This window comes from Escherichia sp. SCLE84 (assembly GCF_012584495.1).
Taxonomy (GTDB): Bacteria; Pseudomonadota; Gammaproteobacteria; order Enterobacterales; family Enterobacteriaceae; genus ECMA0423.
Genome location: NZ_CP051430.1, coordinates 4349941 through 4362782, shown reverse-complemented (window position 1 = coordinate 4362782; position 12842 = coordinate 4349941). Strand labels below are relative to the sequence as shown.

Below are 12842 nucleotides of genomic sequence, written 5' to 3'. Positions count from 1 at the left end.
TTTAGTGACAACTATTCATGATTTTGTGAAACCGGTTTCCTAATTCCGTTTCAGCATCGGCATTTTTCCGTCACGTCGACTGATAACAACTACATCTACCCTACTGATAACAGGATAAAATCCGATGGCCAAAAATTATGCGGCGCTGGCACGCTCGGTGATAGCGGCACTGGGCGGCGTTGATAACATCTCGGCAGTCACGCACTGTATGACGCGTTTGCGCTTTGTTATCAAAGATGACCAGCTTATCGACAGCCCGACGTTAAAAACCATCCCCGGCGTGCTCGGCGTGGTACGTAGTGACAACCAGTGTCAGGTGATTATCGGCAATACCGTTTCACAAGCCTTTCAGGAAGTCGTCAGCCTGCTGCCGGGAGATATGCAGCCCGCACAGCCCGTAGGTAAACCCAAACTCACGCTACGTCGCATTGGTGCGGGGATCCTCGATGCGCTGATCGGCACCATGTCACCGCTGATCCCGGCGATTATCGGCGGATCGATGGTCAAACTGCTGGCGATGATCCTCGAGATGAGCGGCGTGCTGACAAAAGGATCGCCGACCTTAACTATTCTGAATGTGATTGGTGACGGTGCTTTCTTCTTCCTGCCGCTGATGGTCGCGGCTTCGGCCGCCATCAAATTTAAAACCAATATGTCGCTGGCGATTGCCATCGCGGGTGTGCTGGTACATCCGAGCTTTATTGAACTGATGGCGAAAGCGGCCCAGGGTGAACATGTCGAATTTGCCCTGATCCCGGTCACCGCGGTGAAATACACCTACACAGTGATCCCGGCGCTGGTGATGACCTGGTGCCTGTCATATATCGAACGCTGGGTGGATCGCATTACACCGGCTGTGACCAAAAACTTCCTCAAGCCAATGCTGATTGTGTTGATTGCCGCACCGCTGGCAATCCTGCTGATTGGCCCGATTGGTATCTGGATCGGTAGCGCCATTTCGGCGCTGGTTTACACCATTCATGGTTATCTGGGCTGGCTTTCAGTCGCCATTATGGGCGCGCTGTGGCCTCTGCTGGTAATGACCGGGATGCACCGCGTCTTTACGCCAACCATCATTCAGACCATTGCCGAAACCGGCAAAGAAGGGATGGTCATGCCGTCAGAGATCGGCGCTAACCTGTCGCTGGGCGGTTCATCACTGGCGGTGGCGTGGAAAACGAAAAACCCGGAACTGCGCCAGACGGCGCTGGCTGCGGCGGCATCAGCCATTATGGCGGGGATTTCCGAACCGGCGTTATACGGCGTGGCGATCCGCCTGAAACGTCCGCTTATCGCCAGTCTTATCAGCGGTTTTATTTGCGGCGCGGTTGCCGGTATGGCGGGGCTTGCCAGCCACTCAATGGCAGCGCCGGGGTTATTTACCAGCGTGCAATTCTTCGATCCGGCGAATCCAATGAGCATCGTCTGGGTGTTCGCGGTCATGGCGCTGGCGGTGGTGCTGTCGTTTATCCTCACACTATTGCTCGGCTTTGAGGATATTCCTGTTGAGGAAGCGGCTGCCGAGGCGCGAAAGCATCAGAGCGCACAACCGACCGTCGCCAAAGAAGTAAGTCTTAATTGAGGATGAAAATGTCAGTATTTCCAGAAGGTTTTTTATGGGGCGGCGCGCTTGCCGCCAACCAGTCTGAAGGTGCGTTCCGTGAAGGTGGCAAAGGACTGACCACGGTCGATATGATCCCGCACGGCGAGCATCGAATGGCGGTGAAACTGGGGCTGGAAAAACGTTTTCAGTTGCGCGATGACGAGTTTTATCCCAGCCATGAGGCGACGGATTTTTATCATCGTTATAAAGAAGATATCGCCCTGATGGCAGAGATGGGATTCAAGGTTTTCCGTACCTCAATTGCCTGGAGCCGCCTCTTTCCGCAGGGCGATGAAATCACGCCCAATCAGCAGGGCATTGCTTTTTACCGTTCTGTCTTTGAAGAGTGTAAAAAGTACGGTATCGAACCGCTGGTCACGTTGTGCCACTTCGATGTGCCGATGCATCTGGTCACCGAATATGGCTCCTGGCGTAACCGCAAGCTGGTGGAGTTTTTCAGCCGCTACGCCAGAACCTGCTTTGAAGCATTTGATGGTCTGGTGAAATACTGGCTAACCTTCAATGAAATCAACATTATGTTGCATAGCCCGTTCTCCGGCGCGGGTCTGGTGTTTGAAGAAGGTGAAAATCAGGATCAGGTGAAATATCAGGCCGCGCATCACCAGCTGGTTGCCAGTGCGCTAGCCACCAAAATCGCCCATGAGGTTAACCCGCAAAATCAGGTGGGCTGTATGCTGGCGGGCGGTAACTTCTACCCTTACAGCTGCAAACCGGAAGATGTCTGGGCGGCGCTGGAGAAAGATCGGGAAAACCTGTTTTTTATCGATGTGCAGGCGCGCGGCGCGTATCCGGCTTACTCTGCCCGCGTATTTCGCGAAAAAGGGGTAACCATCAACAAAGCACCGGGCGATGATGAAATCCTGAAAAACACCGTCGATTTTGTCTCTTTCAGCTATTACGCCTCGCGCTGCGCCTCGGCGGAGATGAACGCCAACAACAGCAGTGCGGCGAACGTGGTGAAATCGCTGCGTAATCCGTATCTACAGGTGAGCGACTGGGGCTGGGGAATTGATCCACTCGGTCTGCGTATCACCATGAATATGATGTACGATCGTTATCAGAAGCCGCTGTTTCTGGTGGAAAACGGCCTCGGCGCAAAAGATGAACTTGCTGCCAATGGCGAGATTAACGATGACTATCGCATCAGCTATTTACGCGAACATATCCGCGCAATGGGCGAAGCGATTGCAGATGGCATTCCGCTGATGGGCTACACCACCTGGGGCTGTATTGATTTAGTTTCCGCCTCTACGGGTGAAATGAGCAAACGCTACGGTTTTGTCTACGTAGACCGTGACGACGCAGGCAACGGCACGCTGACGCGCACGCGTAAGAAATCGTTCTGGTGGTATAAAAAAGTAATTGCCAGTAATGGGGAAGATTTAGAGTAAGTAACCGTGCCGGATGCGGCGTGAACGCCTTATCCGGCCTACATAGTTCGTGCGACATGTAGGCCCGATAAGCGCAGCGCATCGGGCAATCTGGGGTTTGGCATCAGTCAAAATCAAAGAAACCATTCCGGCTTAACGCCAAATCGGGCTGAAAGTGCCTTAATGTGGGATATTGTCAGGGATCGTTGTCCAGACAAAATCTGACTGACCAGGGATTTAGAGCCGATTTCGTTCTTCAAATCCGCATAGGTCAGATTATGTTGATCAATCAACGTGCGAAGTAACGCCACGCCAACCGGCATTGCCGCAACGGCTTTGTCGAACTCTGCAAACTTTTCGTTGTTGTTTTCATACTCTGCAATGCGGCTCGCCAGAAAGTCGATAAGTGGATTGGTGTCATCTTCTTCAATCAAATATTCGACCAGTTCCAGTGCTTCACGATAATCATCTTCTGAGTCACTGCCTCCCAGAAAGGGGACTGCATTGACCAGTTCTCTTGTTGCTTTAACAGCGCGTGCAGCATTAGCAGTCATTCTTTGTTCTCTCTGTAGTAACGTGACGTCTGTCTGCACGTAATCCCCCTCATAGCCACTCTGCAAAAAGTCAGTTCTGGTTCACCCCATAAAGCACATCCCCCTTTATCAAGCAACGCTGCGTCTGCGCCAGATCTTCCGTTTGCGGGTCGCGCCCGGCGATGGGTTTGAGGACGAGTTTACGGTTGGGGGTATAAGTAAAATGCGTGAGCGCGGGATAGCTTAACTTGCCAAACCAGCCGTGAACACGCTGCCATTTGGCGTCTTTTACCTGATACAGACTGGTTATCCAGTAACCGGAATCAAACTGCATATCCAGCAATTGCGTGTGGCCATTGCCTTGCAAATCCAGCAAATCATCTACGCCAGTTTTGCTTGCGGTGTAGAATCCCCTGGGTTCAAAGACACAGGGACGGCCTTCGCGCGTGAACGTCATAAGAATTAAATGTGCATAAGGAGCCAGACCATTACCGGTACTTGGTAACCAGATAACCAGATCCTGAATGCCGTTACGATCAAGATCGGCGCGATAGAGTTGCCCTTTGCCCGCTATGTTTGCCAGCATACCCACAGGCACAGTCCAGGATTTACCGGCGCGGTCTTTAGCGGTTAATTGCCAGTAATCTTCTTCATTTGGCATCTTTTCAAGCGTCACGCCAGCAACGCCGACTTTTCTAAAATGCCAGTTTTGCTCGGCATCATAAGGCATGGTCAGGAGAGGTTTCAGCGCCCGCTTTTGCGCGTATTCGCTGTCACTCATCGGCAGATAATCGGTAAAGCTGGTGGCCTGTGCAGGCAGCACTAAGCTCAATAAAAAAGCGCACATCCCTGTTCTGATGTTCAATTCCCTGAATTCCTTAATGAAAAACTACTCTACTTCCACCGCTAACTGCGCAAATCCACCATTTCCTTCCCAGCCTTCCAGTCGTTGATAAACGGTTTCAACCGCATCTTTAATCGGCTGGGTCATCGGGTAGTAAAAGCCGACGATATCCGGCTGGATGCCGAGGAAAATCACTTCGCCAATATCTTCTTTCAACTGGTCGATAAGGTAGTTCAACGGCATGTTATGGGTAGTCATCATAAACATCTCGGCGATATCATCCGGGTCGATGATGCGGATTTCGCCGGGGTTTAGCCCCATATCCGTGGCGTCGACAATCAGCAGTCGTGTCGGGCGCAGTTCACGGATGGCGACGATGTCGTTTTCCGGTGCACTACCGCCGTCAATCACCACCCAGTTACCTTTCGGCGCGGCGGCGCACTTTTCCGCCAGCAGCGGGCCAGCGCCATCATCGCCCATCATGCTATTGCCAACACAGAGTAAAACGTCAGTCACGCAGTCTCCTCACCATCAAATAGATGGCGTTTTCCTGATGAATATCATGCAGCATACTTAGCAGCATTGTACTCCATTCCTGCTGCTGCGAAGTTTGCGCTGCCCGGGCTTTATCGAATGCGTTGGCCAGCATCGGCACATGGTTAATGTCGATGACGATCTCACCATATTTCGGCACGCCTTCCATTTTGCGGCGGGCTTCGCTGCCCGCCTCCAGAGTGGCAATCCATGCCAGATATTCATCCCACGGGCAGGTGAGCGCCGCTTCCAGGCAATCGATAACCCCAAGGTGGTGACCAATCGCCAGGCTGTAATAGACCACCTGCTGCGCCTCGGCGGGCGTGGCATCGTTCTCATCAATAAATTTACGGCTCAGTTGACTGAACACCACCTTTTCACTCATCGGATACGCGCCTCTTCTACAACATGATTCAGATGGCTGACAATCTCGTTCAGACGCGGATCGTTTTCCGCTTCCAGCCAGCGTGCAACCTGTTCTTCGCCCTGCCCTAACTGTGTCAGGAAGTCATCGGCAATCTGACGACCGTAACGATAACCTGCCAGGCGGCGTGCTTCGCGATCCACTTTCACACGCAGCGGCTGCACCATATCGCCATGCAGGATTTCCGCCGGTTGTTCATCCTGCTCACCCGGGCCACGGGCGTGAATTTTCTGCTCCAGCAGGCCGAGCGCCATTGCAAAGCCGTACAGCGTGGCGGCAGGCGTTGGCGGGCAACCAGGGATGTAGACATCTACCGGGACGATTTTATCCGTACCGCCCCACACGCAGTAGAGATCGTGGAAGATCCCGCCACTGTTACCGCAGGCACCGTAGGAGATACAGATTTTCGGGTCCGGCGCGGACTGCCACGCACGCAGCGCAGGGGATCGCATTGCACGGGTGACCGCGCCGGTAAACAGTAAAATATCCGCATGACGCGGTGAAGGAACGACTTTAATGCCAAAGCGTTCTGCATCAAACAGCGGCGAAAGCGTGGCGAAAATTTCGATTTCGCAGCCGTTGCAGCCGCCGCAGTCCACGCGGTAAACGTAGGCAGAACGTTTGATTTTTTTCAGTAACGACGCCTTCATGCTGGCGATGGATTCATCCACCGTCATCGGGACCGGAATGCCGTTGGCGTCACGGGGGCCTAATAAATTGCTCATCAGATGGCCTCTTTCATATGGCGAGTCAGTTCAATACGGTCGGACGGCACCAGGCATTTCTGGCGCTTACATTCCGGGCAAGTCTCAAAGCTTTCGCGGTGGTTTTCCGCGCGGCTGTCACCATTGTGCTTAAGCAGCGCAATGGCGTAGTCGATCTCTTTCTGGACGGCGAAAGGACGATTGCAGACGCGACAGCTGCACAGCACAAAACGGGACTGTTGCAGGAAATCTTCTTTCTTCCACACCGCCAGTTCGTACTCTTGCGACAGTTTGATCGCCGCCGTCGGGCAAACTTCTTCGCAGCGTCCACAGAAGATGCAGCGCCCGAGATTAAACTCCCACGCAAGCTCTCCTGTGGCGAGGTCGGTTTCAACCGTTAAAGCGTTTGACGGGCAGGCATTGACGCAGGCCGCGCAGCCGATGCACTGCTGCGGGTTCTGCTCTGGCTTACCACGGAAGTTTTTATCAACCGCAATCGGCTCCAGCGGATAAGACGAGGTCGCCGTGCCGGTTTTGATGACTTTTTTGATAAAGGTAAACATGGCGATTCCTTATTTCAGCGGCGAGTTTTTACGCTCAATGCTGTAACGCTCGAGTTCTTTGTACGGCACCACTTTGCTCTTCTTCTTACGTATATCGACCACCGTCATGCGGTCGGTACAGGAGTAGCAAGGGTCCAGGCTACCGATAATCAGCGGCGCATCAGAAACGGTGTTGCCACGCAGCATGTAGCGCAGGGTCGGCCAGTTCGCGTAGGTCGCGGCACGGCAGCGCCAGCGGTACAGCTTCTGGTTGTCGCCGGTCATGCTCCAGTGGATATCGTCGCCGCGCGGCGCTTCGGCAAAGCCCAGCGCGAAACGGTGCGGAATGTAGGTAAAGCCTTCCACCATCAACGGACCGCCCGGCAGGTTATCCAGACCGTAGTCGATCATGTTCAGCGCGGTATAGACCTCGTTGATTCGCACTTTCAGACGGGAAATAACGTCGCAGCCCTGCTCGCTGTGGACTTCCATTGGCAGCAGGCCATAACCAACAAACGGGTGATCGGCGCGGGTATCGCGAGCGTGACCGCTGGCACGGACCATCGGGCCAACGTTACTGAAGTCGCGGGCAATTTCCGGGTCCAGACGACCAATGCCGACGGTGCGCTGTTCCATGTTCGGCGTACTCAGCAGCACATCCACCAGCTCCTGCACTTCACGACGCATCTGTTGCGCCAGCTGGCGGGTCTGGATCATGTCATCTTTCAGCAGATCGCGACGAATCCCGCCGATCAGGTTCAGGCCGTAGGTTTTACGCGCACCGGTAAGGATCTCTGCCATTTTCATGGAGGTTTCACGCACGCGGAAGAACTGCATAAAGCCGGAGTCGAAGCCGGTAAAGTGACAGGCCAGGCCGAGGTTGAGCAGATGCGAGTGCAGGCGTTCCACCTCCAGCAGAATGGCGCGGATCATCTGCGCACGTTCTGGCACCTGAATACCCATCGCGTTTTCCACCGACGTGGTGTAGGCGGTGCTGTGAGCAAAGCCGCAGATCCCGCACACACGGTCAGAGAGGAAGGTCACTTCGTTGTAACCCATACGGGTTTCCGCCAGTTTTTCCATGCCGCGATGGACGTAGAACAGGCGGTAGTCGGCGTCGATAATGTTTTCGCCATCGACGAACAGACGGAAGTGCCCCGGTTCGTCAGAAGTGACGTGCAGCGGACCAATCGGCACGACGTTGTTTTTCTTGTCGCCCAGTTCGTTGATGAACTCGTAGGTTTCAGCATCGGTGGTCGGTGCCGGACGCTGACGATAATCCATGCTGTCTTTGCGCAGCGGATAAAGTTCATCCGGCCAGTCATCCGGCAGCACCAGACGACGTTCATCCGGCAGACCAACCGGAATCAAACCGTACATATCGCGCACTTCGCGCTCGCCCCACACAGCCGCCGGAACGCGCGGCGTCACGGACGGATACTCCGGTTTGTTGGCGTCAACTTCGACGCGAACCGTTACCCAACACTTAGTGCCCTTCTCCATCGACAGCACGTAATAAACGGCGTAATGACCATTCAGTTTGCGTTCGTCGTTACCAAACAGCACCGACAGCCAGCCACCCTGTTTGTAGTAAAGAAACTCCACCACTTCCGGCAGGTAGTTCACCTTTACGGTGACAGTCAGCTGATCTTTGGTCTGCCAGGCGTGGTCCAGCACGACGCCCGGAAATGCCTCATTCAGCGCGGCGAGATAATGTTGACCTAATTTTTCTTCAGACATGCTCAAACTCTCTTTAATCACGCCGCCAGCAAGGAGACGAACGCTAAAAATGCAAAGCCAAACCCAGCCCAGGTAATGCGCGGAGTAATATCAAGACGCAGACGGGCCATGCTGTTTTCGAACAGCGCGATAACCAGGACGCCGACCACCAGTTTGACGATGGCAATCACCAGCGCCAGCAGCAGTCCACCGGCGGTGAAGGTTTCCATTTGTCCCCACGGAATAAACACCCCGACGAACATCTGCAACACCACCAGCTGTTTCAGGCTGATACCCCATTTCATGACGCCAAAGCCGCTACCGCTGTATTCGGAGAGCGGACCTTCCTGCAACTCCTGCTCGGCTTCCGCCAGGTCGAACGGCAGTTTGCCCATTTCGATAAAAGTGGCGAACGCACAGGCACAAAGCGCCAGCACCAGCGGGATGCTCTGGCTCAGCGGCCAGTGATAAACGGTGTCGGTGATGTTGCTGATGTTGGTGGAACCGGCAACCTGTGCGGCAACCCACAGACCAAGCAGCAGCATCGGTTCGACCAGCACGCCAAGCATCGCTTCACGGCTCGCGCCGATAGCAGTAAACGGGCTACCGGTATCCAGACCGGAAATAGCAAAGAAGAAACGCGCGATGGCAAAGAGATACAGTAAGGTGATCAAATCGCCCAGTTGCGGCAGCGGAGAACCAACGGTCACCACCGGCAGCGCAGTAGCGATAGTCAGCATGACGCCCACCATCACATACGGCGTCAGGCGGAACACCCAGCCGGAGGCATCCGGGCCAACGCTCTGGCGGCCCAGCAGTTTGATAATGTCACGATACTCCTGCAACACACCCGGCCCACGACGGTTATGTAAGCGGGCTCGCGCCACGCGGGTAATACCGGAGAGCAGCGGCGCAACGGCAAATAGCACCAGCGCCTGAATTAACGGATATAAAACACTCATTCTCAGGCTCCTCGTGAAACAATAATCACCACCAGCACCGCCAGTTCAACCAGCGCCATCCGGCGGAACAGCAACGCACTCCCCTCGCACTGCCAGCCCGGCACCAGAGACACCGGATTCAGCCATTTGCGTAGTTTCAGCACCGGCGCAAACGCCTGTTTCACCGGCATGGCAAAACCGTGAGCGGTAATCACCATTGATTTTTCGTGGTCGTAGCCGCACACCCAGGCCGCACCGCGGGAACGCGACGGCAAACGATCGCCTTTGCAAATCGCCATAATGATGAATGGCAGCAGCGGGCAGGCAATCAGCAGCAACGTGATCATCGGTTGAGAAACGGTGGTGTTAGCAGGCTCCAGCGGCAGAGGTACAGCAGCAGAGAGCATCGGCAGCAGCCACGGCGCAGCAACACCGCCAATTACGCAGCAAATCGCCAGTGCCACTACGCTTACGCTCATCAGGAGCGGCGCACAGGTGGCGTTTTCGGCTTCTTTGGTACGCGGCGCGCCGAGGAACGTGACGCCATAGACTTTCGCCATACACATCACCGCCAGCGCACCGGTAATTGCCAGACCCACAGCGAGCAGCGGCCCCAGCAGACGGGCAACAAACGCGCCACTATTGCTCAGTTTGAAAAAGGATTGATAGATAACCCATTCCCCGGTAAACCCGTTCAGCGGCGGCAGCGCAGCCATTGCCATCAACCCGACTAACATGGCGATGGAGATAACCGGCATTTTCTTGCCAATACCACCGAGTTTTTCGATATCGCGATGACCGGTACGGAACCAGACGCTCCCCGCCCCGAGGAACAGTACGCTTTTGAACAGGCTATGGTTAAGCAGATGGTACAGACCACCGACCAGACCAAGGGCAATCAGCGCCGGTTGTTCGAGCGCGATACCCGTTACGCCAGCGCCCAGCCCCAGCAGGATAATGCCGATATTTTCCAGGGTGTGGTAAGCCAGCAGGCGCTGGATGTTGTGTTCCATCAACGCATACAGACCACCGACGAACGCGGTGATCATGCCGAGCACCAGCAGCGCGATCCCCCACCACAGCGGCGCGTTACCACCCAGCAGCGACAGGGTTAAAATGCCCAGCAGGCCAATTTTCATGACTACCGTAGAAAACAACGCGGCAGCTGGCGCAGAGGCGTTAGCATGTGCCTGCGGCACCCAGCCGTGCAGCGGAATAATCCCGGCCAGCAGGCCAAAGCCAATCACACCGAGCAGCCAGATATCGGAACCGAGCGGCAGCTGTTGCATACGCATATCCAGCAGGCGCAGATCCAGCGTGCCATAACGCTGCCACAGCAGCCAGCAAGCAATCGCCAGCAGCAGAGTGCCAAGACGCCCCAGCGCAAACCACAGTTTGCCCTCTTTGCTGTTGCTGGTGAGGAACACCGCACACAAGGCCATGACTTCGGCCATTACCACGAACATGCCGAGGTTGCTGGCAATGACGGCGCAGACGGCGGCAGCCATCAACATATTGATCTGCAAGCCGTTGCACTTCACCTGCGCGTGGCGATGCCAGTCAATGTTATAGAGGCTGACAAACAGACCGCAAAGGCCGAGGGTAATCAGCCAAATCGCGTTAAGCGGGGAGATTTGCACATCGTAGCTTACCAGCGACAGCGCACCGCTCACGCCAACCGCGCCAGTCAGCACAGTGAAGCCCGCGGCTGCCGTATACAGGCTACCAACCGCGCCGCCAATTCCGGCTATCCAGCCACTTAGCGTCTTTTGAAAAGAAAAGAGAAATGCCAGAACAGCGGCGGCAATAAACCACGCCACGCCGCTATTGATCAGGGAAATTGCGCTCATTTAGCCTCTCCACTTTGAGCCTGCTGAAACAAGGTGAGATCGCCAAAGTCCGTATTAAAAGTCAGCTCACGCTTACGTTTGCTGACGCGGGCGATATCGGTGTTATCCACCAGATGCAGGGCTTTGGTCGGGCACATCCGCACGCAGGCCGGACCTTGTTCATCAAAACTGCAAAGGTCACATTTGACGGCGATCGCGCGAATACCCGGCACCCAGTCAAGCAGCGTACTGATACGCGCCGGAGCAGGCGGTGCCGGTGGCGCTTTCGGGGTATTGGCATTTGCAGGAATATCCAGCGGACGGCTGCCGGAAAATTCAATTGCGCCAAACGGGCAGGCGATGCCGCACAGCTTGCAGCTTACGCACAGGCTTTCATTCAACTGCACGGCCCCATCAACGCGGGTGATGGCGTTAACCGGGCAGACCACCGCGCAGGGTGCATCTTCACAGTGGTGACAGAGCTGCGGCGCAGATTCTTTTTCATTTAGCATCACTCTCAGGCGCGGCATTGATTGCAGGCCGTGCTGGCGATGCGTCTCTGAACAGGCGGCCTCACAAGTGTGGCAGCCGATACAGAGCGTGGAGTCAGCAATTACAAAACGATTCACCAGGCATTCCTCAGGTGATTGTCATTTTTGACGAAAACATGCCGATGAAATGTCATTTTCGACACTCATCGACACGCCCATCCCCAAACAGGCGTAACGCCTGCAAAACGGGCAAAGCCTCAGCTCATGCTGCCGGGCTTTGTCCCTTTACCAGTTGGCTTAAATTCACCGGCACATTGTTTTCAATGGCGGTGTATAAGCTGTCGTAAACGCCAGCGATTTTTTCGAGATAGTGTTCCAGAACCTGTTCGCGATCGCGGATGTTGACCTTGCCATCAATCATGCCGTCAATGCTCAGTTGCGCCTGCGCAATCCGCTGTTTGTCTTCGCCATCTTTTGTTTCGACGTAATACTCGATGGTGTGGCTGTTAAAGCCATCCGCCAGGGTGACGTAAATACGAAAATGTTCAAAAAGGACGAAACAGAGTTCTTTGTCCGGCGCGCAGCTCATGGCGTGATGCAGGCGCGCTTTCGATAACGTGATCCCCTGAACCAGCGAATTGCAGTAGATGTGCCACTGGTCCTGTAGGCGACGATGCCGCTGTGCGATGTAATCGGCTTTCTCGCTTATTTCCCAAATAGTCATTGTCAGGTTACCCGTTTAACAGAGATGCCAGCTTTAAGCATTTTTTGTGCCAACTTTTAATTTATTGTTATTAAAGAGATTTTTAAGCTAAAGATGAATTTCGTCGCCGTGTCGACGTGTCATTTCGACATCATCGACATTATTCACCGCAGGGATAATCAACACTGGCACAATTATTGCTTGTAGCTGGCAATAGTTAATGGGAGGCGATATGCACGAAATAACCCTCTGCCAACGGGCACTGGAATTGATCGAACAGCAGGCCGCAAAACACGGCGCAAAACGCGTAACTGGGGTCTGGCTCAAAATTGGCGCATTTTCTTGTGTCGAAACCAGCTCTCTTGCCTTTTGTTTTGATCTGGTTTGCCGCGGCAGCGTGGCGGAAGGTTGTAAACTGCACCTCGAAGAACAAGAGGCCGAATGCTGGTGTGAAACATGCCAACAGTATGTGACGCTACTGACCCAGCGCGTCCGCCGCTGTCCACAGTGTCATGGTGACATGCTACAGATTGTGGCAGACGACGGTTTACAGATTCGGCGGATAGAAATAGACCAGGAGTGAG

Annotated in this window: 14 protein-coding genes; 3 read left to right on the top strand and 11 right to left on the bottom strand. The window is 54.5% G+C overall.

Translation table 11 applies throughout. From position 1 onward, the window contains the following. The first annotated feature begins 124 nt into the window (after positions 1-124). Together ascF and ascB are read left to right on the top strand one after the other, a co-directional pair. Positions 125-1582 carry a PTS cellobiose/arbutin/salicin transporter subunit IIBC gene (gene ascF, locus HGD79_RS21130; RefSeq protein ID WP_001107857.1) on the top strand — a complete coding sequence of 486 codons (1458 nt, stop codon included), beginning with the start codon at positions 125-127 and terminating at the stop codon, positions 1580-1582. Positions 1583-1590: 8 nt separating this feature from the next. After that, positions 1591-3015 (top strand): 6-phospho-beta-glucosidase AscB, encoded by a 1425-nt coding sequence (gene ascB, locus HGD79_RS21125; protein WP_000110316.1) that lies wholly within the window; start codon positions 1591-1593, stop codon positions 3013-3015. A 113-nt stretch (positions 3016-3128) separates the two neighbouring features. Here the strand turns inward: ascB and HGD79_RS21120 are convergent, their stop codons facing one another. The 11 genes from HGD79_RS21120 to hycA form a co-directional block, all read right to left on the bottom strand. Continuing rightward, on the bottom strand, positions 3129-3548 hold the full coding sequence (locus HGD79_RS21120; protein WP_000126294.1) for a helix-turn-helix domain-containing protein: 420 nt from the start codon (positions 3546-3548) through the stop codon (positions 3129-3131). 70 nt (positions 3549-3618) lie between these two features. Then, positions 3619-4374, bottom strand: a complete 756-nt coding sequence (locus tag HGD79_RS21115; protein ID WP_168848540.1) for a hypothetical protein — start codon at positions 4372-4374, stop codon at positions 3619-3621. Between the two features lie 42 nt (positions 4375-4416). Beyond that, positions 4417-4887 (bottom strand): hydrogenase maturation peptidase HycI, encoded by a 471-nt coding sequence (hycI, locus tag HGD79_RS21110; protein ID WP_000132962.1) that lies wholly within the window; start codon positions 4885-4887, stop codon positions 4417-4419. Further along, positions 4880-5290, bottom strand: a complete 411-nt coding sequence (gene hycH, locus HGD79_RS21105; protein ID WP_001291921.1) for a formate hydrogenlyase assembly protein HycH — start codon at positions 5288-5290, stop codon at positions 4880-4882. Before hycH ends, hycI begins: the two co-directional genes overlap by 8 nt. Continuing rightward, positions 5287-6054 (bottom strand): formate hydrogenlyase subunit HycG, encoded by a 768-nt coding sequence (gene hycG, locus HGD79_RS21100; protein WP_000067399.1) that lies wholly within the window; start codon positions 6052-6054, stop codon positions 5287-5289. The genes hycH and hycG overlap by 4 nt, the downstream gene beginning before the upstream one ends. Continuing rightward, the gene (hycF, locus tag HGD79_RS21095; protein ID WP_000493792.1) at positions 6054-6596 is read right to left on the bottom strand and encodes a formate hydrogenlyase subunit HycF; all 543 of its coding nucleotides are present in this window, start codon (positions 6594-6596) and stop codon (positions 6054-6056) included. Before hycF ends, hycG begins: the two co-directional genes overlap by 1 nt. Before the next feature lie 9 nt (positions 6597-6605). Next, positions 6606-8315, bottom strand: coding sequence for a formate hydrogenlyase subunit HycE (gene hycE, locus HGD79_RS21090; RefSeq protein WP_139496407.1), 1710 nt, complete (start codon positions 8313-8315; stop codon positions 6606-6608). 17 nt (positions 8316-8332) lie between these two features. Beyond that, positions 8333-9256: a formate hydrogenlyase subunit HycD gene (gene hycD / locus HGD79_RS21085; RefSeq protein ID WP_000115224.1), complete on the bottom strand. Its 924-nt coding sequence runs from the start codon at positions 9254-9256 to the stop codon at positions 8333-8335. A gap of 2 nt (positions 9257-9258) precedes the next feature. Further along, on the bottom strand, positions 9259-11085 hold the full coding sequence (gene hycC, locus HGD79_RS21080) for a formate hydrogenlyase subunit 3 (protein WP_168848493.1): 1827 nt from the start codon (positions 11083-11085) through the stop codon (positions 9259-9261). Continuing rightward, positions 11082-11693 (bottom strand): formate hydrogenlyase subunit HycB, encoded by a 612-nt coding sequence (hycB, locus tag HGD79_RS21075; RefSeq protein ID WP_001079181.1) that lies wholly within the window; start codon positions 11691-11693, stop codon positions 11082-11084. The genes hycC and hycB overlap by 4 nt, the downstream gene beginning before the upstream one ends. 124 nt (positions 11694-11817) lie before the next feature. After that, positions 11818-12279: a formate hydrogenlyase regulator HycA gene (gene hycA / locus HGD79_RS21070; RefSeq protein WP_000158056.1), complete on the bottom strand. Its 462-nt coding sequence runs from the start codon at positions 12277-12279 to the stop codon at positions 11818-11820. A gap of 211 nt (positions 12280-12490) precedes the next feature. On the opposite strand from hycA, the gene hypA reads away from it, so the two are divergent. Next, positions 12491-12841 carry a hydrogenase maturation nickel metallochaperone HypA gene (gene hypA, locus HGD79_RS21065; RefSeq protein WP_001299100.1) on the top strand — a complete coding sequence of 117 codons (351 nt, stop codon included), beginning with the start codon at positions 12491-12493 and terminating at the stop codon, positions 12839-12841. Position 12842: the final 1 nt, after the last annotated feature.